Origin of the sequence: Rheinheimera sp. SA_1 (assembly GCF_001669775.1) — a bacterium.
GTDB lineage: Bacteria > Pseudomonadota > Gammaproteobacteria > Enterobacterales > Alteromonadaceae > Pararheinheimera.
In genome coordinates this window covers 723,977-744,614 of record NZ_LXWK01000011.1, presented here as the reverse complement: position 1 = coordinate 744,614, position 20,638 = coordinate 723,977, and the positions used below count along the sequence as shown (strand labels likewise).

Sequence of the window (20,638 nt, the reverse complement as noted above, 5' to 3'; positions counted from 1 at the left end):
AGAAGTACAGCGTTAAATGACGATTGTTAAGACAGTACCAAGGTAACAATAGTGATCAGCGCTGCGATAAAGAGCATGGTCATCAAGACGCCCACAATGATGTAGGGCAGGGGGCTTTGAGCATTAAAGTCCTGTTGACGTTGGTGTTCTGACTGTACGCCGATAAAAGCACCGGCCACAGCTTTGATGATTTGTTTTAAGGTGGGCTTATTGCTCATGCCGCAGGTTTGGCGTGTAACCGGCTAAGTAATTCAAGTAAATCGATAAAATGGAATTGCGCTGAACTACTTTGGCCTGAGAACCAGGACGCCCAGCTGGTTTGTGGTGCCAGTGCACATTGCACAGTAAAGCTTTCGACACCGTTTTGGGTCATTGCCACTGTGTTTGTGCAGCTGGCGATGACGCTGTTCTGCTGTTGTGGTAACAGGTATAAACCCGCTGACAAGCTGAGCAAAAAAGCGGCGGTTTTGACGAGTGTTGGCGTTTTCATTACAGTCTCAGATCCATCAATTGACTGTTCGATAATACAGCAGCCCTGACTTCAGAACAAGGGCTGCATCGGTGTTGCTTGTGGTCAGAATGGTGCTTTGCGATTGATGCACAAATAACCAAGGTTAATGACTTGTTTAAAATGCTTTGGTCAGGCTGAACACCACACGACCATCACACAAATTACATTCCGCAGAACTGTCGATATCGGTGTCGGCATATTTCAGCGACAGGCTGGTCCCCATCCAACTGGTGGTCGCGCCCACGCTCCAATCAATATAACCATCGCCCGACACCGGACCTGCGGCTAAAAAGGTCGCATATTGAGTGTTATCTTCAAACTGGTTGTAGCTCAAGTGGAACTGAAAACTCAGATTGTCGATTACCGGGTAGTTGTAATCTGCTGAATAATAGTAATATTTATCGACGTCGGTGCCAAAATAGTCGCCTGAATAAGCCAGACCTAAGGTCAGATTTTGGTAGATAAATTTGCTGTACAGTTCGACAAAGTTGAATTGATCGGTAGCATTGTCACCATTTGGGTAACGATACTGCATGATGCCGACATCGGTGGTCCATTCTTCGGACAATTTACCGGTCCAGCCGGCCAGAATATCCAGTTCCATTGAACCCTGGCCAAAGGTGATATTCGAACCCCAGGTCGCCAGATAAAAACCAGAATCGTCGGTTAAAGTTAAACCGCCTTGTAACGCCATGCCTTCATCCGTTTGCGAAATACCACGGAATAAATAGTCTGAAGTCAGGGTTAAACTGCCGGTTAAGGCGGTATCAGCCTGGACTGCGGTTGCGGCGAAGCCAAGGCTCAGCACTAATGCGGCACAGACTTGCTTTGGGTAGTTTTTTGTTGCACATCCTGCTTTTGTTTTCATGTTATTTGCCCTTCTCTGAAAGTATCGCTAAACGCTATTCCATTTCTGTGCCAGTGATAAATGTAGTTGCAATTCAATCAGATAGTGTATTTTTTGCTTTTTAATTGTTCAGTGATGCGCGAATTTGGTGCGTTATTGCTTGTTTAACGGGCAGAAAACAGCGGGTCAAAGGCTGCGAAACTGAGTGAAATCAGTTACATTGTGCGCTTTGTGGCGTGAATGGAGATGCGGGCGATGCAACCTTTCTGGATAGCACCTTCGATATTGTCGGCCGATTTGGCCAGGTTGGGTGATGATGTCGCCCGGGTATTACAGGCTGGTGCCGATGTGGTGCATTTTGATGTGATGGACAATCATTATGTGCCGAATCTGACCTTTGGCCCGATGTTATGCAGTGCGCTACGCAATTATGGTATTACGGCGCCTATCGACGTCCATTTGATGGTTGAGCCGGTGGATGCGCTTATTCCGCAGTTTGCCAAAGCCGGCGCCAGTATCATTACCTTTCACCCGGAAGCCAGCCGCCATGTTGATCGCAGCTTGCAACTGATCCAGGAGCATGGTTGTCAGGCAGGCCTGGTATTTAACCCGGCCACGCCGTTAAGTTATCTCGATTATGTGCTGGATAAAGTCGATGTGGTGCTGCTGATGTCGGTGAATCCGGGTTTTGGTGGGCAAAGTTTTATTCCGGCGACTTTAGATAAACTTGCTACAGCGCGGCAAATCATCAACCGCAGTGGCAGGGCAATCCGGCTGGAAGTCGACGGCGGTGTGAAGGTTGAAAATATCGCCGAAATCGCCAGTGCCGGTGCCGACATGTTTGTTGCTGGTTCAGCGATTTTCAGCCAGCCGGATTATGCTGCGGTGATTAGCAGGATGCGTGCGGAGCTGGCGAAAGTTCAGCGCTAAGCGATCACCGGCAAAGCCTGTTTGCATAGCATTGATGGCTGCTGCCAATTTGGCTGCAGCAAGGTATAATCGAGCACAATTTTTTCGGCGATGGGTCGCCAATTCGATGCAACCGACCCGTTGTACTCCACAGTTTTGACCATAGGATTTCTGATGACAACAAGTAACAAGGCGGCTAAGCCAATCGTATTAAGCGGCGCGCAGCCTTCCGGTCAGCTGACCATTGGCAATTACCTTGGTGCTTTGCGGCAGTGGGATCGGATGCAGGATGCTTATGATTGCCTGTATTGTATCGTTGATTTACACGCAATTACGGTGCGGCAAGATCCGGCAGCGCTGCGCAGCGCTTCTCTTGATTCACTGGCGCTGTATCTGGCTTGTGGCATCGACCCAGCCCGTTCTGCAGTATTTATGCAATCGCATGTGCCAGAGCACAGTCAACTCGCCTGGGTACTGAACTGTTATACCCAATTCGGTGAATTAAGCCGGATGACCCAATTTAAAGATAAATCTGAACGCCACAACAACAATATCAACGCCGGTTTGTTCACTTATCCGGTACTGATGGCTGCAGATATTTTGTTATACCAGGCCAATCAAGTGCCGGTCGGCCATGACCAAAAACAACATCTGGAATTAGCCCGTGATGTGGCGATGCGTTTTAATACCACACACGGCGAAATTTTTACCGTGCCAGAGCCATTTATCGCGCCGGTTGGCGCCCGCGTGATGAGCCTGCAGGAACCGACCAAAAAGATGTCGAAGTCGGATGAAAATCCATGGAATTTTGTTGGTTTGCTCGAAGATCCAAAAATGATCAGCAAAAAATTCAAAAAGGCGATGACCGACTCACAAGATCCACCACGGGTGTATTTTGATCTCGAAGAAAAACCAGGGGTAGCGAACCTGCTGAGTATTTTGTCTGGCGTGACCGGCAAATCGATCGATTCGTTAGTGGCTGAATACGAAGGTAAAATGTACGGTCATTTAAAGACTGATGTGGCAGATGCGGTGATTGCGTTATTGGAGCCGGTGCAGCAGAAGTTTACTGAAATACGTCAGGATCAAACGACGATGGAGCAAGTGATGCGGGCCGGTGCAGCAGAAGCTCGTCGTCGGGCAGCTGTAACGCTGGCCAAAGTGAATGAAGCAGTAGGGTTTGTGCTGCCTTAATTGCATAACGTTTGCAGCATGTCAGCCGTTGTGGTGTCACTTGTGTGGTGCTGCAATGGCGGCTCGTTCCTCTCCTAAACCAGCAATCAACATCACATCAAGCATCACTCTGGTTTTTTCGTTTTATCCCACACCTTAGATTCTTTTCCCTGCCACAGCCTTAAAATATTCTGCCGGTGCCGAAAGATGATCAAGATACTGAGCATCGACACCGGGATTGTGTACAAAGGTTTGATAAACCAGGTGAAAATGGGTGCCAGACTGACAGTAACCACCGCCGCAAACGACGAATAACCGGTTGCACCCACCAGAATAATCCAGGTTGCTACCAATAAACCGGCCAAATCGAGACCAATTGGCATCATGGTGCCAAAAGCAGTTGCGACCGCTTTGCCGCCCTGAAAACCAAAAAATAACGGGTAGATGTGACCGAGACAGGCACAAATGGCAATCATGCCCAGATAAAAAGCTTCGATGCCGAGGAAATACGAACCCCAAACCGGAATGGTACCTTTGAGCACATCAAAGACCAGCACCAGCACAGCGGGCGTGGTGCCGCCGAGGCGCAATACGTTAGTGGCGCCCGGATTCCCGGAGCCATGTTGCCTGGGATCGGGTAAGCGAAATAATTTACTGACAATCACGGCCGACGAGACCGAACCGCATAGATAAGCGGCAATCATCATCATACCGATCACGGAAGTCATGAATGGATTTCCTCAATACCAGGTTTTGCGTTAATATCGCGTCGGACTCAGAGCTGTTGATGCTTACCAGAGTGGTGCTGACTTACTAAAGCCGCATCACCATTAATCCCTACAACAGCAGCTGGCAAGAGCGGTCAGATTATAGACTTTTTGCTTATTTGCCTATCCGACCAGCCCAGCTACGGCAAAATATAACGCAACGCGGAACCAAAAAATGGATATTGTTTTTATCAGGCAGCTGCAAATCGACACCGTTATTGGCGTTTATGAGTGGGAAAAAACCATCACACAACGCCTGGAAATAGATTTGGAACTCGCAACTGATATCCGTCAGGCCGCAGCACAAGACGATATCCGCCTGACCCTTGACTATGCCGTGATTGCAACCCGGGTGCAACAATTGATTTGTGCTGAACCCATTGAACTGATTGAAACTGTTGCTGAAAAAATTGCAACCATGTTGCTGCAACAATTTGCCACGCAAGCGGTACGGGTACGGGTTTGTAAGCCAACAGCTGTCGCGAATGCGCAAACGGTCGGCGTGCAAATCAGCCGGGGCAACTGGGCATGACGCAGATTTACATCAGCGTTGGCAGCAATACCAATCGCGAGCATCATATCCGGATGGCAGTGTTGGAATTGTCGGCGGCTTTTGGCGAGTTAAGTTTGTCCTCGGTCTATGAAAGTGAAGCTGTGGGTTTTCGCGGCGATGCCTTCTACAATATGGTGATTGGCGCGCGCACCAATCGCAGTGTGGCTGAATGTGTCACGGTATTTAAAGCTATCGAAGATAAATATGGCCGGGTGCGGGGAGGCGAAAAGTTCTGTGGCAGAACCCTCGATCTGGATTTATTAACCTACGATCATTTAGTCTGCGACGAGCCGGTCGAATTACCGCGGGCGGAGATTGTTGAAAATGCTTTTGTGTTATGGCCGTTAGCAGAAATTGCACCGGACGCTCAACATCCGATCTCAAAGCTCAGCTATCAGACGTTGTGGCAGCATTATGCCAAAGCGCAAAAAATCTGGCCGGTACCGTTTCAGTTCGGGCAGTAATCGACAATGAAGTCGCGACTGTTTTATTAGCAAGCAAGGCAATAGTGAAAAAAATTTTCATGTTGTCGTAATATTATGAAGTCGCTTTTGATCAGCGATCTCGGACCATGGAAGGATCACTATGTTAAGTTGTCTCACAGATAGTTACAAAAACTTGCGCAAAAGCAGCGTCATTCAGCTCGAACTTGTCACTCTGGCATGTTATTTTATACAGTACTTAAGCATCAATTTTTATCCTTTAACGATTAACCTTAGTGGCGACCATCATGAAACCATTTAAATCTGTGTTGATTTCCCTCGGCTTGCTGGCGGTATTGCTGGTAGTCATCGTTGGTATTAAAGCTGAACAACTGGGTATGATGGCCGAAAGTGGTGCCAATTTTGTGCCGCCACCTGAGTCCGTCAGTTTATATACCGCAGCCACTCAAAGCTGGCCACAAACTTATACCGCCATCGGCACCGTTGAAGCTGATGAAGGCATCACCATTTCGGCGCAGGTGGCCGGTAAGGTCAAACGGATTGCCTTTCAAAGTGGGGCGCAGGTCCGGGCCGGTGAAGTACTGATCGAACAGGAATCGGTCAACGAAAAAGCCCAACTGAACGCAGCTCAGGCCAGACTGAAATTAGCGCAGGCCAACTATCAACGTCTGGACGAACTGCGTAACCGTAAAATCGCCAGTCAAAGTGAATTAGATACTGCTGTGCAGCAGGTTGAATCGGCCAAAGGTGACGTTGACGATTTACGCGCTACCTTGGAGAAAAAACAAATTCGTGCGCCTTTTGATGGCCGGGTCGGTATTCGGCAGGTCGATTTAGGTACCGATTTGCAGGTTGGTACAGCCATCGTGACTTTACAGGCCACCAATCGCGTTCGGGTGAATTTCCCAATTCCACAAGACTGGTTAATCCAGATGTCTGCTGGTTTGCCAGTCAGTGTGGCGGTTGGTGACGCACAAAATTCGCTGGTCGCAGGAGAAATTACCGCCATTGGTGCAGAAATTAATCCGGTTACCCGCAATGCTGTGGTGCAATCCTCTTTAGAAAATCCAGACAACCGCTTAATTCCGGGTATGGCAGTGTCGTCGACTGTCACCTTAAGCGAGCCATTGTCGGTGTTAGCGGTGCCTTCCACCGCCATTATTTATGCCCCGTTTGGCGATACGGTGTTTGTGGCTGATAAAGACGCCAAAACCGGTGCTTTAGTGGCGCGGCAGCAGTTTGTACGACTGGGTAAAACCCGTGGTGATTATGTGGAAGTTGTTGATGGCTTAAAAGCAGGTGAGCAAGTGGTTAGTGCCGGTGCTTTCAAATTGTTTAATAAGCAGACGCTGGTGGAATCAAAGCTGCCAACACCAGAATTTAAAACTGAGCCAACGCCGACCAATAGCTAATTCTTGTCCCTGACCATGCAGCGCTTTTTGCGCTGACGGTCCGGAAAGCGACATCGACTCAGGTGATGACCTGACTCCTTTATCCAGGTGAAGCATGAATATAACTGATATTTTTATCAAAAAGCCGGTGTTAGCCATCGTCGTCAGCTTGCTGATTTTGCTGGCCGGTTTTCAATCTTTAAGTAACTTGTCGGTGCGGCAATATCCCCGCAGTGATATTGCAGTGATTAAAGTGACCACTGTATATGTCGGCGCCAATGCCGAACTGGTGCGCGGTTTTATCACCAGCCCGATCGAACGCGCTATCGCCTCAGCTGGTGGTATTGATTATATTGAATCGCAAAGCAGCATGGGTGTTTCGACCATCAGTGCGCACTTGCATTTAAACTATGATCCACTGAAAGCCATGACTGAAATCACTGCCAAAGTGAATCAGGTGCGTGGTGAATTGCCGCCTGAGGCGGAAGTCCCATCGATTGCCATTGAAGCAGCAGACAGCCAGTTTGCTTCGGCTTATTTAAGTTTTAACTCGGACATTCTGGAACAAAACCAAATTACCGAGTTCCTGACCCGTTCAGTGCAACCTAGATTAATCGCTATTTCCGGTGTGCAAAAAGCTGAACTGATCGGTGGTCGTACTTTCGCCATGCGCATCTGGCTTAAACCAGAGAGGATGGCTGCATTTAGCGTGACACCTTCCGATGTTCGCACTGCACTTGCCAATAACAACGTACAAGCTGCAATAGGCCAAACTAAAGGTTCTTATACGACTGTGAATCTGAGTGCCAATGCCGATATGACCAACGTCGAAGATTTCCGGCGTTTGGTGGTGCGGCAAAATGCCGATGGTGTGGTACGGCTACAAGACATTGCAGATGTGGTGCTTGGCGCTGACGATTATAGTGTAGAAGTAAATTACTCCGGCCAGACTGCGGTCTTTATGGGCGTGTTTGTGGCGCCAAATGCCAACAGCCTGGAAGTGATTAAAAAAGTTACCGAAGAAATGGAGGCAATCAAAGCAGAGCTGCCAGCCGGCTTAAGTGGCGAAGTTTCCTACGACGCGACTAAATATATTCAGGCCGCTATCGATGACGTCATTAAAACCCTGGCAGAAACCCTGACCATTATTATTGTGGTGATTTTCCTGTTTTTGGGCTTTAGTCGCTCGGTGCTGATTCCAGTGATTGCGATCCCGCTATCGCTGATCGGCGCATTATTTATCATGAAAGTCTGTGGTTTCTCGCTGAACTTGCTGACCTTGTTATCGATTGTATTGTCGGTTGGTCTGGTGGTGGATGACGCCATTGTGATGGTGGAAAATATCGAACGGCATATTCAGGAAGGTTTAAAACCGTTCCAGGCGGCTATTGTCGCTGCCCGCGAATTGGCAGGTCCGGTCATTGCGATGACGGTGACGCTGATGTCGGTGTATGTGCCTATCGGCTTGCAAGGTGGTTTAACCGGCACCTTGTTCCGCGAGTTTGCGATAACGCTGGCCGGGGCTGTGGCCATCTCCGCTGTGGTCGCTATTACCTTGTCGCCGATGATGGCGTCCAGAATGCTGAAACCACACACTGAACTGAAAGCGCCATTATCGAAAATTTTTGATCGTTTTACCATTTTCTACAGCCGTAAACTGAATGAAACGCTGCAAAACCGGATGGGCGTTTATATCTTCTGGTTAGGCATTACCGCCATGACAGTGCCGCTGTATATGTTTTCCGCCAAAGAGTTAGCACCGACTGAAGATCAGGGCGTCATTTTTGGGATCGTTGACGCTTCAGCCAACGCGACCATTGATCAGTCGTCTTTTTATGGCAAACAGGCGAATCAGGTGTTTATGAATGTGCCTGAAACCGAATTTACCTTTCAAATCACTTTCCCGAATGGCGGTTTTGGCGGCATGGTGGTAAAACCATGGGCCGAGCGTGACCGTACCACGGCAGAGATGCTGCCTGAAGTTCAGCAAAAATTAAGCGAAATTGCCGGCATTCGGATTTTCCCGATTACCCCTCCGGCTTTACCTGGTGGTGGCCAGTTCCCGGTGGAGTTTGTGATAGCTTCAACGGCAGATTCGCGGGAAATTTACGATTATGCGCTGAAACTGCAGGAGACCTTAACTGCCAGCGGTATGTTTGCTTTTCCGCCAATGCTTGATATGAAAGTCGACCAACCGGAATATCGCTTGCATATCGACCGCGAAAAAGTAGCTGATCTGGGGCTCGATATGCGCACCGTCACTCAAGATTTGGGCACCTTGTTGGGTGGTGGTTACGTCAATCGTTTTAATATGTCGGGTCTGAGTTACAAAGTGATCCCACAAGTGGAGCGCGCGGGTCGGCTGAATCCGGATGATTTGAAAAACCTGTATATCACAGGGCCTGACAATAGCATGATCCGCTTGGACCAAATTGCCAGCATGACCCACGACACGGTGCCTCGCAGTATCAACCGCATGCAGCAACTAAATGCGGTGAAAATTAGCGGCGTGACTATTCAGCCTTTGGATGCCACGTTAACTTACATGGAAAACGAAGCGAAGAAGTTGCTGCCAGCGAGCTATTCGGTTGATTACACCGGTGAATCACGCCAGTTAAAACGTGAGGGGAATACCTTCCTGCCGGCGTTTTTAACGGCTCTGACGATGATTTTCCTGGTACTGGCAGCGCAGTACAACAGCTTCCGCGACCCGATTGTGATCCTGGCTGGTTCAGTACCACTGGCAATGTTTGGTGCACTGCTGTTTACCTTCCTGAAAATGTGGGCGCCAATGCCGCACTACACCGATGCCATTACCAGTACCTTGAATATTTACTCACAAGTAGGTTTGGTGACGCTGGTTGGTTTGATTGCCCGGAACGGTATTCTGGTGGTCGAATTTGCCAACAGGTTGCAGGAAGAAGGGTTAAGCAAAATTGAAGCGGTGCGTCAGGCATCGGTGCTGCGGTTACGGCCAGTGCTGATGACCAGTATTGCCACAGTGGCTGGTCATACGCCGTTGATTTTTGCTGAAGGCGCTGGTGCCGAAGCGCGTAACTCTATTGGTATCGTACTGGTATTAGGGATGACCGTCGGTACTATCTTTACGCTGTTTGTGCTGCCATCAATTTACGTGCTGCTAGCCAAAGATCACCAAGCCGACCATGCCAAAGCGCAGGAGTTGGAATCCGCGTGATGAAGCTGAGTTGTTGAAATAAAAAAGGAGCTTCGGCTCCTTTTTTAACAAGCAAATTTGGTTCGTTTTATGACGAAGATCCATCGGCTTGTAACACCTTTTTCATTGCACGTATCGCATCCAGCCGCGCTTTTTTTACCGCTTCTTTCATCGCTTCGCCGACAAAACCTTGTGCTACCAAGCCTTTAATATCAACTCCGCGCGCTGCTTTGGCCAATGCGCGTAAATAGTCAGCTTGCGGGTACAACGCCTGTTCAAAACCAGTGCGGCCGCGTAAATCCGCGATACAGCAGGTCAGCAGTAATTCAAGACGTTCCGGCCGACGCCACAGGTCAATGCCGTCAAACAACTTTTGTACAGTGGCCGAACGCAGCTCCTGTGCTTTATGTATTTGTTGATGATATTGACTGGCGAGCAGCGCCAACTCTTTGCATTCGTTTGGTACCCGTAAACGCTGACATAGGTTTTCAATCAGCGGTAAGCCAAGCATTTCATGGCCATGATGGGCCGGCCAATGCTCGGCTGGAGTATCGCCTTTGCCTAAATCGTGGCATAAAGCGGCAAAGCGCACATCAATACGCTCGGACAACAGCGCCGACTGCGCCAAAACCAACATACAATGCACCCCGGTATCAATTTCCGGGTGCCATTTGGGCGGATTTGGAATACCCCAGAGTTTATCCAGTTCCGGCATCAGCACTGCCAGCGCACCTACTTCATGTAGCAGTTCAAAATAGGGTGCCGGCGTGTTTTCTGAAAGAGCACGAGCGGTTTCCTGCCACACCCGCTCAGCGGTTAAATGCTGCATTTCGCCTTGTTGTACCAGCTGTTGCATCAGCTGTTTGGTTTCATCGGCAACCCGAAATCCTAACGGATAAAACCGGGCATAAAACCGCGCCACCCGCAGTACCCGTAACGGGTCTTCGACAAAGGCCGGTGACACATGACGTAAAATACGTTGCTGTAAATCTTGTTGTCCGCCATAAGGGTCGAAGATTTCGCCGCTTTGTTCATCCTGCGCCATGGCGTTGATGGTCAGGTCGCGTCGCAGCAAATCCTGATCTAAAGTCACATCCGGCGCAAAATAACAGGCAAAACCGGTGTACCCCTGACCTTGTTTACGCTCTGTGCGGGCCAGCGCATATTCTTGTTTAGTTTTTGGATGCAAAAATACCGGAAAGTCTTTGCCCACACTCTGGTACCCTTGGCTCAGCAGTTGTTCTGGTGTGGCACCGACTACCAGATAATCGTGGTCTTTCAGTGGCAGTGCTAACAGGGCATCGCGCACCGCGCCACCCACAAGATATGTCTTCATATGCTTTCCTGACTGCGGAATTTTTGCCATTATAACCAGCCAGCAACAAATGTCGCTTAGGATGTTATGTACACCGGATTTTTTGGCCTGAACAGCCAGCCATTTTCAATAGCACCGAACCCCGATTTTATGTATCTCGGTGCCCGTCACACTGAAGCTTTGGCGCATTTGCGCTATGGACTGGGCGATGCCGGTGGTTTTGTGTTGTTAACCGGTGAAGTGGGCACCGGTAAAACCACAGTATCGCGTTGTCTGTTGGCGGAATTACCTGAAAATACCCAGGTGGCGTTTATTCTAAATCCGACTTTATCTGAGCTTGAGCTGTTGGCAGCCATTTGTGATGAGTTAAAAATCCGTTATAAAAAGGCCGATGCCAGCCTGAAAATGCTGACCGACAAAATTACCGCCAAATTGCTGAAAAATCATCAGGGTGGTTTTAACACCATTCTGATCATCGACGAAGCCCAACATCTGCAACCAGCGGTGCTGGAACAATTGCGGTTGTTGACCAATCTCGAAACCAATACCAAAAAACTGCTGCAGGTGATTTTAATCGGCCAGCCGGAATTGCAGCAGTTATTGCAGCGCCAGGATTTACGTCAGTTGGCGCAGCGTATTACTGCTCGTTACCACCTGATGCCGCTGACGTTACCCGAAGTGCAGTATTATGTGCAACACCGGTTACAGGTGGCGGGTTGCACCCGGCCGGTGTTTACCGACAGTGCCTTCAAAAAACTATTTATGCTCTCCGGGGGCATTCCGCGGTTGGTGAATCTGATTTGCGACCGCGCTTTATTAGGTGGTTATAGCCAACAAAAACCATTGATTGACGGTAAACTGGTGCAACAAGCCGCCGGTGAAATTCTGGCGATCCGTCAGCCAGCGGTTAAAAGTGGCTGGCCGCTATGGCTGTGGCCGCTTTTGTTTATTGTGTGTGTCGCTTTGGGTGTGGCTCTGGCGCGTGGATTGAATTTAGCAGGAGTCTGAAAGACATGTCGTTATTGATGGAAGCACTAAAACAGCAACAAACCGGTCCAACCGCACCGAACGCGGCGCCAGGTTTGAGTGTCAATGACAATGGACTTAATGTGCAGGGGATCGGGCAGGGCAACGGTCAAGGCTGGAAAGTGCTGGCGCTGGTACTGCTGGTAGTGGTGGGTTTACTCGCTGGTTTTGTGCTGGCGTCCTGGCTGCAGCGTCCAGCACCAGTGGCCGCTGTTGTCACTACACCTCCTGCACCGGCTAGTGCCGGGCAAATATTAACCGATTTACTGGCAGTGCCTGCATCTTCAGCCACCAGTGATGAGCTGGCTGGTGATACCGCTGACAACAGTGATGTTGGAGCTGATAACGAACCGCAGTTGCTGGTCTCGGCCGCCAAACCAGTCAACAAACGCAGCAAAGCTGGTCAAACGCTGGAACAACAGGTGCAAACCGTTGAATCTTATGCCGATGAAACAACTTTTGCGGAACAACCAGACATGGCTGAAGCCGATGTAGATGAGCCGGTGACCGAAGTCCCAGCCAAACCGGCGGAGTTGACTACCGCCGACGTGTCTGAGGAGCTACGCAATAAATTTGCACTGGCGCTGGAGCAGTCCGATCCCATGCCACGCCATCAGTCGGTTACTGAGCACGCTGCCCCTGCCCGCGATATACAGACCCTGGATGAGCTATTAAAACGGCAAATTCCACCGCTACGCTTTGAAGCGCATATTTATGCTTCGGATCCGCAGCAGCGTTGGGTAAAAGTGAATGGTAAGGATTTACAGGAAGGGCAGTGGGTCACGGCGGATATTCAACTCAAAGAAATTACCCCGCAGTATGTGTTACTGCAAACCGGTCGTCAGATGTTTAGCATGGAAGCCTTAACCGAGTGGTCGTATCGGTTGCCGAATCCGTAACAAGATCTACTGTGGCTGCGGCTCAAGCGCAGCTTCTGGACGCCGGACGTGGTACCGTTAAAGATAATGCTGCAACTTCAACTGATACTGCCGGAGGTCAGCACAACCTTCCAGCGGGTCATCGGTTTGTTTACTTAAATCCACTAATTTCGCCGCTAGATGGTGGCGATGCAAGCTGTGATAAATCAGTTTCACTCGCGGTTTGTCAGCATGTAACGGATGGTTCTCGAGCACCAGCCCAATCCGCCCGGATTTCAACCGCACTGCACTGCCGGGATAATACAAGCCTACACATTTTAAGAAGCTGCCAACCAGCGCTATATCCAGCAGCTTGCCAGCTTGTTGAGTCAGTTTTGCTGCCGCCTGCACCGAGCTGAGTTTTTGTTTTGGGGCGGTAAACTTACTGTAGCTGTTGACGATGGCCAGCATTTTGCCGCCCTGGCTTTGTTGTTGTGGCAAACCTAAACAATGCTCTTCAATCACTTGCAGCAGTAACGGCGGGCAATCCGGCTGATATTGCAGCAGTGGTACACTGTAAGCGGCGGCATCCTGATCCTGAACTTGTTGCTTTGGAAATAACTGTTTCAGCTGCAAAGCGCCGACATCGTGCAGCAGTGCCGCTAGCGTTAATAACGAAGCTTCTGGCTCAGCCATTTGTAACTCGGCGCAAAATGCTGCCATCAGGCAGGCGCAACTTAAACTGTGTTGCAATAACTCATCATCCTGCGCGCCGACTTGTTGTAAAAACAGCAAAGCCTGGTGATTGCGTCTGGTGCTGTCGAGCAACCGGGCACTGACCGAATTCAGCTCCACAAAATCAACTGTGTGATGTTGTACTAATGCGGGTAAGGCGAAAGATGCACTTTGCACGTTGGCTTGCAATGCTAAACCAGCTTTATTCACTTCTTGTTCGAACAAAATTTTTGGCGCTTTTTTCGGGGTTAATGGTTTGGAAGCAATAGGTTCCGGACTGGGCTTGGCGGGCGGCAATTGTTTGTCAGTATCAATCTGCACTTCCAGCACCCCACGCTGGTGCAATAAGGCGATGGCATCATCCGAACGCACCCAGCCGGCATCTTTGACAATTACATCACCTTGTTGGCGCGTGACTGCAATGACATAACTGCCCAGTTGTAGTTCGTCGATCGGAACCAGCTGTAGTGGCATAAGCCTGTGTTGCTCCGTGAGATAGCGACTCTGATCAACATAGGCAGAGCCGCAATAAAACGCAACATTCGGTGCACTACCTAGTGCTAATTTCGCTCATTTTTGTTTTTAATGAAAATATTTTCAGGAGGTTGTGATAAAAACTCGGGTCGAGGTGTAAATACAGTAGAGGTCAGATCAATGACTCTTATTAAATATGCTGTTAAGTCGCAACGTACATGACCAACATTCATTAGGAATAACTATGTCTAAATTATCTTTGTTAACTACCGGCTTGCTGGCGATTAGTTTAACGGCCTGTATCCCATCACCTTCGCCAAAGTCAGCTGCCGATGACACCGATTCAGCACAAGGAGCCAGTAGTCACGTATTGGTGCTGCGTACTTATCAAGTGCCTGCAGGCGAAGCAGTCGCGATCCGCAGAACACTGGATGCACTTTTTCGGGTCAAAAGCGAGCAGGTGATCCCAGCACGGATTGAAGTATTGCCAGATCAACAACTTGCGGTGTATGCCACAGAAGCTACTCACCAATCGGTGGCAACGGTGTTGACACAGTTAAAGCCTTCAGTGAAAACCAAACCGTTGCAGGCGAAAATAAGTTATTGGCTGGTGTTGGCGCAGCCTACGGAAAATTCTGCGGAGCCTATCGGAGGTTTAGTTGAAGTCAAAGCCGCGTTAGATCAAATCACCCAGCAACATGGCGCTTTGCAATTTGAATTGCTGGAACGGCTCGAGCTGACCAGTGTGCAACGTCCCCTCGGCAGCGCCGGTCATGTTGATCCTGCGACAGTTCGTGGCAATTTGTTTGTGGTTGATCAGGAAATAAACCAACAACAAGACTGTTCGGAGCTGAAACTGTCCATTCAAAAAATCCGCAACGCGTCCGCTGAACTGAACAGTAAGTTGCCTAATGATTATCTGTTAAGTACCAGACTAACCGCCACGCAGCCTGATCAATTGCTGGTCATCGGATCGAATGCCAGCGATATTGCCAAAGGCCAGTATTTGTACGCCATTGTTCGCATTCAACAACAATAACGGTCGTTATTGATGTTACAGGAGCAGGAGTTGCTCGATTGTTATCAGGCAGTGGAGCGGCCGTTGTTTAATGTGTTGTACCGGATGTTGTGGCAGCAGCAGGAGTGTCAGGATGTAATGCAGGAGGCGTTTTTAAAAGTCTGGCAGCAGCGAGCAAACCTAAACGCCGCGACCTTAGCCGCCTATATTTACACCACGGCGTTAAACTTGGCAAAGAACCGTATCCGCTGGCGGTTAAACTGGGTGTTTGATCAACTTGATCCTTTGCTTGAACAATGGTCAGGCGCTGACTTAGCCAACAATGCTGCCGATTCACCCGAGGCACAGTTGCAGCAAAAACAACAGCAACAGCTGCTACGCCGGGCTTTGGCAGTGTTGCCACTGGCGGAGCGGGAAGTATTGTTGCTCACCGAATATAGTGAACTGACGTTGGCGCAAACAGCGCAAGTGCTGGCTATCCCCGCTGGTACCGTCGCTTCCAGGCGAAATCGGGCGTTAAAGTTGTTGCAGCAGCAAGTTGAACAATTCACGGGAAGAGGATCGTCTGATGCAGATTGATCAATTATTAAAGCCAATCGATCCGCCACCAGGTGGTTTGCTTAAGTTACAGCAAGCAATACGGTCGCGGAGCGATCGCCGCTCAGCTCAGTCAAGGCGTTGGCAAGTAGCCATGGTGGTTTCGGTTGGACTGATTTGGTTTGGGAGTGAATTGGGTCGTCAAGAAAGTCCGGGGCAATCTGCTGATCTGACCGTTGCGGCCTTGGAATTGGCGGCAAGGGACGCGTCAGCAGATGCAACACCGCAGCAGAGTCATATTGTAGAGTTACCAAGCAGCAATACTAAGGTGAAGATGTATTGGCTGATGGCTGATGGCTGATGGCTGATGGCTGATGGCTGACTGCTTTTGCCAAAAAATAAGGCCAGCGCTTTTGCGCTGACCTGTTCTCTTCGTGGTTGGGAACTTACCCAAAAAGGTACATTAAGCTTATCAACCGATATTATCACTCATCGTCATCAATGAAGCGTTACCGCCTGCTGCTGTGGTGTTGATGGTGACGGTTTTTTCGGTGACCAAACGGTGGATTAACCGCTCGTCTGCTGGGGTGGTGATGAGCGGCGAAATAGCGCCATCACGGGCGGCAATCAGCTCACCGGTCAGTGCTTTGACGGCACTGCCAGCTTCAACAATGGCTGCTGCGATGATACTGTTGCCAATCAGCGCTTTCAGTTTTGTCAGCTTTACGACCTGGAACAAGGCTGGTGCTAAACCTGCGCTCAGCAACACTTTACGACAAGCATCCGCTTCAGCAGCAAAGTGATCTTCCACCGCCACCACGACCGCATTACCGGTCGCCAGTGCCGTCATCAGGCTTAACATCCAGTATTGGAAACAGGCGCTGTCATCACGTACTGCTGCTACCACACCACGGGCTTCCAGATGCAGTTGGTTCGACTCACCGGTTGGTCCTGGCAACGTAATAGGCGCCGCCAGTTGTTTTTCGATGTGGTTCAATAAACCACGAGCTGATTCAATGACTTGCGGTAAATCCTGCTCTTGTTTCAGTACAATGCTGTTGGACGCCAACTGCGCCAGGAACTGCCGGATCACCGAACTACGTTTGGTGATATCCAGTTTTGCCCAGGCCGGTTGCGCCGTTGCTGCTTGTTGCAGCAGGCTGTTGACTGTCGTGTCATGGCCAGAAGCGCCTAGTAACTGCTGACGTTTATCATCAGCAAGTGCTGCTTCAGTCACCTGCAGATTGTCTTTGACCAGTCGGGTTAAATAGAACGGGCCACCGGCTTTTGGACCAGTACCAGATAAACCACGGCCGCCGAATGGCTGCACGCCAACCACAGCACCAATCAGGTTGCGGTTGATATAGATATTGCCGGCTTTGACTTCACGCGCTACTTGCTGAGTGACTTCAGCGATACGGCTATGTACGCCCATCGTCAGGCCGTAACCGGTGGCATTGATTTGGGCAATCACGTTGTCCAGCTCATCGCCTTTAAAGCGGATGATATGCACCACCGGGCCAAACACTTCGCGTTCCAGCACGTTTAAGTTTTTGATTTCATATAACCGTGGCGCAAAGAAGAAATGCCCTTCGCCGGTCGGCGCTTTACAGGCGTAGTGTAAAGTGGCTTTGCCTTCTAAATATTTGACGTGGTTATTGAGGCCAGTCAGGGCTTTTTGGTCAATTACCGGGCCAACGTCCGTGCTTAAATAAGCCGGATCGCCAACATGCAATTCTTGCATCGCGCCTTTAATCATGGTGATAATTTTATCAGCCACATCTTCTTGCAGGAATAACACCCGCAGCGCAGAGCAGCGTTGACCAGCGCTTTGGAAACCAGAAGACACCACATCATCGACCACTTGCTCCGGCAGGGCAGTGGAATCCACAATCATACAGTTCTGACCACCGGTTTCTGCGATTAGCGGTACTGGCTCGCCACCACGCTCCGCCAGTTTACGGGCGATCCAACTACCGGTTTCAGTCGAACCGGTGAACATCACTGCCTGCACGCGCAGGTCTGGCACAATGTGCTCGCCGACTAAACGACCTGGTGCAATCACCAGTTCCACTACGCCAGCGGGCAGGCCAACCTCACGCCATAATTCAATGGCTCGCACTGCAATTAAACTGGTTTGTTCGGCTGGTTTGGCGACAACTGTATTACCGGCAGCAACAGCGGCGCTGACCTGACCTAAGAAAATCGCCAGTGGGAAGTTCCAGGGGCTGATACACAGCACCACACCACGGCTTTGTTGCGGTGCTGTTTGTTTAGAAGCCGTGAACATCTCTTCAGCACGAGCAGCATAATAACGGCAGAAATCAACGGCTTCCCGTACTTCGGCCACGCTATCACCCATCGTTTTACCGGCTTCTTTCACGCAAATGGCAATCAGCTCGTCGCGGTTGGCTTCCAGCGCGTCAGCGAGCTTACGCAGGCTATTGGCACGTTCCGTCACCGGCGTTGCGGTCCAGGCCGGGAATGCAGCTTGGGCACGATCAACAATGGCCTTCATTTCAGCCGGAGTTGCATGCAGATGGTAACCAATCACTTCATCATGATTGGCCGGGTTGCAGACAGCCTTAGCACCGGCGACAGGTTCTTGCGCTGTGGCGCGGGTCAACCAGTTGTCTAAGTTTGTGCGTAGCGGCGTTAAAGCATCAATTTCAGTTAAATCAATACCTTTGGAGTTTTTACGCTCGCTGCCATATAAATTGGCCGACAATGGAATTTGCGTGTTACGGCGTTGTTTCCAGCTGCGCACCAGTTCCACTGGGTCTTTCAGTAACGATTCCACCGGAATGTTTTCATCGACGATGTTATTCACAAACGAGCTGTTGGCACCGTTTTCCAGCAGACGACGGACTAAGTACGCCAGTAAATCTGAATGTTCACCGACCGGCGCATAAATGCGGCATGGCACTTTGTCATCGGCAACCACTTGGTCGTACAGTGCATCACCCATACCGTGCAGACGCTGGAATTCATAACCTTTGCGATCCGGCGCCATTTCTAAAATGGTGGCAACGCTATAAGCGTTGTGGGTGGCGAACATTGGGTAAATGCTGTCGCGGTATTCCAGTAACTTGCGGGCACAGGCCTGGTATGACACATCAGTCGATGGTTTGCGGCTAAATACCGGGAAATCGTCGTGGCCTTCAGTCTGGCTGATTTTTACTTCGGTATCCCAGTACGCGCCTTTGACCAGTCGCACCATCAGCTTGCGGCCAACTTTGACGGTCAGTTCGCGCAACCATTCAACTAAATGGATACAACGTTTGGAATAGGCCTGAATGGCCAGACCAAAACCTTCCCAGCCGGCTAAATCCGGATCTGAGAATACGGCTTCAATAATATCCATCGATAAATCAAGACGATCGGCTTCTTCGGCATCGACGGTAAAGCTGATGTTGTAGCCTTTGGCGGCCAGTGCTAACTGTTTTAATTTTGGTACTAATTCGTTCATCACGCGGTCACGGTGCGAAAACTCGTAGCGCGGGTGAATAGCCGATAATTTCACTGAAATGCCAGGGCTCTTAAACGGGCCACGGTTTTGCGCCGCTTTACCGATGACGTTAATCGCCATCATATAACTTTGGAAATAACGCTCGGCGTCGGCCATGGTGCGGGCGCCTTCGCCCAGCATGTCGTAAGAGTAGGTAAAGCCTTTGTTTTCCAGTTCAACGGCGCGCTCGACCGCTTTGTCGATGGTGGTGCCCATTACAAACTGGGTGCCCATAATCTGCATGGCATAACGCACGGCCTGACGGATCACCGGCTCGCCTAAGCGGCCGCAGGTACGTTTTAATAAGCCAAATTGGTGTTTTTTCTGGTCATCTGAATAGTTGACCAGTTTGCCGGTCAGTAATAAACCCCAGGCTGAGGCGTTAACGAATAAGGATTCGCTGTTGCCTAAATGCGAGCTCCAGTCACCCTGCGCCAGCTTGTCGCGAATAAGCTTATCGGCAGTGTGGCTGTCTGGCACCCGCAGCAAGGCTTCGGCCAAACACATCAGCACCAGACCTTCTTCGGTCGACAATGAGAATTCATTTAACAGTGCATCGACGCCACCTTTACCCACTTGCGCCTGGCGGATATTCACCACCAGTTGCCGCGCTTTTTCCCAGGCCCGCGAACGCGCTTGCACGCCGACATCGGCCAGCGGCAACAGTAAATCCAGTACTTTATCTTCATCGGCGCGGTAGAAATCGCGCAGGGTTTGGCGGAGCGGGGTGGTTGCGGTCAGATTGCCGTCAAATAGCATAATAATTGTCCCGGTTGATACAGAAGTAAATGCTGCATTTTAGTGAAATGACAGCCGTATTTGGTGGTTTATTTCCCGTTATAACCCTATATAATCTGGTTATCGCTTCCACAAACCAGAAAAAATACGGTTATGACCCAATCGGATAAACCCAGAACACTCGACAGGATCGACCGCACAATTTTAGACACTCTGCAAAAGGACGGCCGGATTTCGAACGTCGAACTGGCAAAAAGAGTGAATTTAAGTCCGAGCCCCTGCATCGACCGGGTGCGCAAGCTGGAACAAGACGGTTTTATTGAAGGTTACGGCGCCAAACTCAGCGCCTCAAAACTAGGCCTTGGCACCGCTGCCTTTATTCAGGTGACGCTCGACCGCACCACCGGCGCAGTGTTTGACCAGTTTCGCGATGCGGTGGTGAATATTCCGGAAGTGGCGGAGTGCCATATGGTGGCCGGTGGTTTTGATTATCTGCTGAAGTTGCGCCTTTCCAGTATGGAAGCTTACCGCGCCGTGCTGGGACGGATTGTCGATTTGCCGGGTGTATTGCAAACCCACACTTATGTGGTGATTGAAAAAGTGAAGCAGGATTCGGGCTTGCCGGTGTAGGGGTGGTGTAGTTCCGGTGAATGCGGATCGG

Annotated in this window: 19 protein-coding genes; 12 read left to right on the top strand and 7 right to left on the bottom strand. The window is 50.0% G+C overall.

Annotated elements, in window-relative coordinates:
• Positions 1-26: 26 nt before the first annotated feature.
• The 3 genes from A5320_RS04275 to A5320_RS04265 all read right to left on the bottom strand — a co-directional run bounded on the left by A5320_RS04275 (position 27) and on the right by A5320_RS04265 (position 1,379).
• Positions 27-218: a DUF2970 domain-containing protein gene (locus A5320_RS04275; protein WP_068061359.1), complete on the bottom strand. Its 192-nt coding sequence runs from the start codon at positions 216-218 to the stop codon at positions 27-29.
• Positions 215-490, bottom strand: coding sequence for a hypothetical protein (locus A5320_RS04270; protein WP_068061356.1), 276 nt, complete (start codon positions 488-490; stop codon positions 215-217). The genes A5320_RS04275 and A5320_RS04270 overlap by 4 nt, the downstream gene beginning before the upstream one ends.
• Positions 491-626: 136 nt before the next feature.
• Positions 627-1,379 carry a TorF family putative porin gene (locus A5320_RS04265; RefSeq protein WP_068061355.1) on the bottom strand — a complete coding sequence of 251 codons (753 nt, stop codon included), beginning with the start codon at positions 1,377-1,379 and terminating at the stop codon, positions 627-629.
• Positions 1,380-1,613: 234 nt separating this feature from the next.
• Between A5320_RS04265 and rpe the strand changes: the two genes are divergently transcribed.
• Both rpe and trpS read left to right on the top strand, forming a co-directional pair.
• Complete coding sequence (gene rpe / locus A5320_RS04260) at positions 1,614-2,288, top strand: ribulose-phosphate 3-epimerase (protein ID WP_068061352.1); 675 nt, start codon at positions 1,614-1,616, stop codon at positions 2,286-2,288.
• 153 nt (positions 2,289-2,441) lie between these two features.
• Entirely contained in the window at positions 2,442-3,461 is a 1,020-nt protein-coding gene (trpS, locus tag A5320_RS04255; protein WP_068061350.1) for a tryptophan--tRNA ligase, read from the top strand.
• Positions 3,462-3,565: 104 nt separating this feature from the next.
• Here the strand turns inward: trpS and plsY are convergent, their stop codons facing one another.
• The gene (plsY, locus tag A5320_RS04250) at positions 3,566-4,168 is read right to left on the bottom strand and encodes a glycerol-3-phosphate 1-O-acyltransferase PlsY (protein ID WP_068061349.1); all 603 of its coding nucleotides are present in this window, start codon (positions 4,166-4,168) and stop codon (positions 3,566-3,568) included.
• A 214-nt stretch (positions 4,169-4,382) separates the two neighbouring features.
• Here plsY and folB point away from each other — a divergent pair, with 214 nt between their 5' ends.
• The 4 genes from folB to A5320_RS04230 all read left to right on the top strand — a co-directional run bounded on the left by folB (position 4,383) and on the right by A5320_RS04230 (position 9,790).
• Positions 4,383-4,739 (top strand): dihydroneopterin aldolase, encoded by a 357-nt coding sequence (gene folB / locus A5320_RS04245; protein WP_068061347.1) that lies wholly within the window; start codon positions 4,383-4,385, stop codon positions 4,737-4,739.
• A complete protein-coding gene (gene folK / locus A5320_RS04240) occupies positions 4,736-5,224 on the top strand; it encodes a 2-amino-4-hydroxy-6-hydroxymethyldihydropteridine diphosphokinase (RefSeq protein WP_068061345.1) in 489 nt (162 codons plus the stop codon). Before folB ends, folK begins: the two co-directional genes overlap by 4 nt.
• Positions 5,225-5,490: 266 nt before the next feature.
• Positions 5,491-6,615: an efflux RND transporter periplasmic adaptor subunit gene (locus A5320_RS04235; protein WP_068061342.1), complete on the top strand. Its 1,125-nt coding sequence runs from the start codon at positions 5,491-5,493 to the stop codon at positions 6,613-6,615.
• A 94-nt stretch (positions 6,616-6,709) separates the two neighbouring features.
• Positions 6,710-9,790: an efflux RND transporter permease subunit gene (locus tag A5320_RS04230; protein ID WP_068061339.1), complete on the top strand. Its 3,081-nt coding sequence runs from the start codon at positions 6,710-6,712 to the stop codon at positions 9,788-9,790.
• A 67-nt stretch (positions 9,791-9,857) separates the two neighbouring features.
• Here the strand turns inward: A5320_RS04230 and A5320_RS04225 are convergent, their stop codons facing one another.
• Positions 9,858-11,105 carry a multifunctional CCA addition/repair protein gene (locus A5320_RS04225; RefSeq protein ID WP_068061336.1) on the bottom strand — a complete coding sequence of 416 codons (1,248 nt, stop codon included), beginning with the start codon at positions 11,103-11,105 and terminating at the stop codon, positions 9,858-9,860.
• A 66-nt stretch (positions 11,106-11,171) separates the two neighbouring features.
• Here A5320_RS04225 and A5320_RS04220 point away from each other — a divergent pair, with 66 nt between their 5' ends.
• Together A5320_RS04220 and A5320_RS22100 are read left to right on the top strand one after the other, a co-directional pair.
• Complete coding sequence (locus A5320_RS04220) at positions 11,172-12,092, top strand: ExeA family protein (RefSeq protein ID WP_068061333.1); 921 nt, start codon at positions 11,172-11,174, stop codon at positions 12,090-12,092.
• Positions 12,093-12,097: 5 nt separating this feature from the next.
• Positions 12,098-13,009 (top strand): general secretion pathway protein GspB, encoded by a 912-nt coding sequence (locus A5320_RS22100; RefSeq protein ID WP_068061330.1) that lies wholly within the window; start codon positions 12,098-12,100, stop codon positions 13,007-13,009.
• 57 nt (positions 13,010-13,066) lie between these two features.
• On the opposite strand, the gene A5320_RS04210 is transcribed toward A5320_RS22100, so the two are convergent.
• Positions 13,067-14,176, bottom strand: a complete 1,110-nt coding sequence (locus tag A5320_RS04210; RefSeq protein ID WP_068061328.1) for a DUF3391 domain-containing protein — start codon at positions 14,174-14,176, stop codon at positions 13,067-13,069.
• A 244-nt stretch (positions 14,177-14,420) separates the two neighbouring features.
• On the opposite strand from A5320_RS04210, the gene A5320_RS04205 reads away from it, so the two are divergent.
• From A5320_RS04205 to A5320_RS04195, 3 genes are read left to right on the top strand one after another with little or no spacing between them, the layout of a single operon-like run.
• Positions 14,421-15,215 carry a hypothetical protein gene (locus A5320_RS04205; RefSeq protein ID WP_068061325.1) on the top strand — a complete coding sequence of 265 codons (795 nt, stop codon included), beginning with the start codon at positions 14,421-14,423 and terminating at the stop codon, positions 15,213-15,215.
• Positions 15,216-15,227: 12 nt separating this feature from the next.
• Positions 15,228-15,773: an RNA polymerase sigma factor gene (locus A5320_RS04200; RefSeq protein WP_068061323.1), complete on the top strand. Its 546-nt coding sequence runs from the start codon at positions 15,228-15,230 to the stop codon at positions 15,771-15,773.
• Positions 15,763-16,092, top strand: coding sequence for a hypothetical protein (locus A5320_RS04195; RefSeq protein WP_068061320.1), 330 nt, complete (start codon positions 15,763-15,765; stop codon positions 16,090-16,092). The genes A5320_RS04200 and A5320_RS04195 overlap by 11 nt, the downstream gene beginning before the upstream one ends.
• 111 nt (positions 16,093-16,203) lie before the next feature.
• Here A5320_RS04195 and putA read toward each other — a convergent pair whose 3' ends face one another.
• The gene (gene putA / locus A5320_RS04190; protein ID WP_068061317.1) at positions 16,204-19,998 is read right to left on the bottom strand and encodes a bifunctional proline dehydrogenase/L-glutamate gamma-semialdehyde dehydrogenase PutA; all 3,795 of its coding nucleotides are present in this window, start codon (positions 19,996-19,998) and stop codon (positions 16,204-16,206) included.
• A 132-nt stretch (positions 19,999-20,130) separates the two neighbouring features.
• Between putA and A5320_RS04185 the strand changes: the two genes are divergently transcribed.
• Positions 20,131-20,607 (top strand): Lrp/AsnC ligand binding domain-containing protein, encoded by a 477-nt coding sequence (locus A5320_RS04185; RefSeq protein WP_068061310.1) that lies wholly within the window; start codon positions 20,131-20,133, stop codon positions 20,605-20,607.
• The last annotated feature ends 31 nt before the right edge of the window (positions 20,608-20,638 follow it).

What these genes read in the sequence shown, in the direction of transcription:
- A5320_RS04275 (WP_068061359.1), bottom strand. Translation starts at nt 218, where the DNA reads ATGAGCAATAAGCCCACCTTAAAACAAATCATCAAAGCTGTGGCCGGT.
- A5320_RS04270 (WP_068061356.1), bottom strand. Translation starts at nt 490, where the DNA reads ATGAAAACGCCAACACTCGTCAAAACCGCCGCTTTTTTGCTCAGCTTG.
- A5320_RS04265 (WP_068061355.1), bottom strand. Translation starts at nt 1,379, where the DNA reads ATGAAAACAAAAGCAGGATGTGCAACAAAAAACTACCCAAAGCAAGTC.
- rpe (WP_068061352.1), top strand. Translation starts at nt 1,614, where the DNA reads ATGCAACCTTTCTGGATAGCACCTTCGATATTGTCGGCCGATTTGGCC.
- trpS (WP_068061350.1), top strand. Translation starts at nt 2,442, where the DNA reads ATGACAACAAGTAACAAGGCGGCTAAGCCAATCGTATTAAGCGGCGCG.
- plsY (WP_068061349.1), bottom strand. Translation starts at nt 4,168, where the DNA reads ATGACTTCCGTGATCGGTATGATGATGATTGCCGCTTATCTATGCGGT.
- folB (WP_068061347.1), top strand. Translation starts at nt 4,383, where the DNA reads ATGGATATTGTTTTTATCAGGCAGCTGCAAATCGACACCGTTATTGGC.
- folK (WP_068061345.1), top strand. Translation starts at nt 4,736, where the DNA reads ATGACGCAGATTTACATCAGCGTTGGCAGCAATACCAATCGCGAGCAT.
- A5320_RS04235 (WP_068061342.1), top strand. Translation starts at nt 5,491, where the DNA reads ATGAAACCATTTAAATCTGTGTTGATTTCCCTCGGCTTGCTGGCGGTA.
- A5320_RS04230 (WP_068061339.1), top strand. Translation starts at nt 6,710, where the DNA reads ATGAATATAACTGATATTTTTATCAAAAAGCCGGTGTTAGCCATCGTC.
- A5320_RS04225 (WP_068061336.1), bottom strand. Translation starts at nt 11,105, where the DNA reads ATGAAGACATATCTTGTGGGTGGCGCGGTGCGCGATGCCCTGTTAGCA.
- A5320_RS04220 (WP_068061333.1), top strand. Translation starts at nt 11,172, where the DNA reads ATGTACACCGGATTTTTTGGCCTGAACAGCCAGCCATTTTCAATAGCA.
- A5320_RS22100 (WP_068061330.1), top strand. Translation starts at nt 12,098, where the DNA reads ATGTCGTTATTGATGGAAGCACTAAAACAGCAACAAACCGGTCCAACC.
- A5320_RS04210 (WP_068061328.1), bottom strand. Translation starts at nt 14,176, where the DNA reads ATGCCACTACAGCTGGTTCCGATCGACGAACTACAACTGGGCAGTTAT.
- A5320_RS04205 (WP_068061325.1), top strand. Translation starts at nt 14,421, where the DNA reads ATGTCTAAATTATCTTTGTTAACTACCGGCTTGCTGGCGATTAGTTTA.
- A5320_RS04200 (WP_068061323.1), top strand. Translation starts at nt 15,228, where the DNA reads ATGTTACAGGAGCAGGAGTTGCTCGATTGTTATCAGGCAGTGGAGCGG.
- A5320_RS04195 (WP_068061320.1), top strand. Translation starts at nt 15,763, where the DNA reads ATGCAGATTGATCAATTATTAAAGCCAATCGATCCGCCACCAGGTGGT.
- putA (WP_068061317.1), bottom strand. Translation starts at nt 19,998, where the DNA reads ATGCTATTTGACGGCAATCTGACCGCAACCACCCCGCTCCGCCAAACC.
- A5320_RS04185 (WP_068061310.1), top strand. Translation starts at nt 20,131, where the DNA reads ATGACCCAATCGGATAAACCCAGAACACTCGACAGGATCGACCGCACA.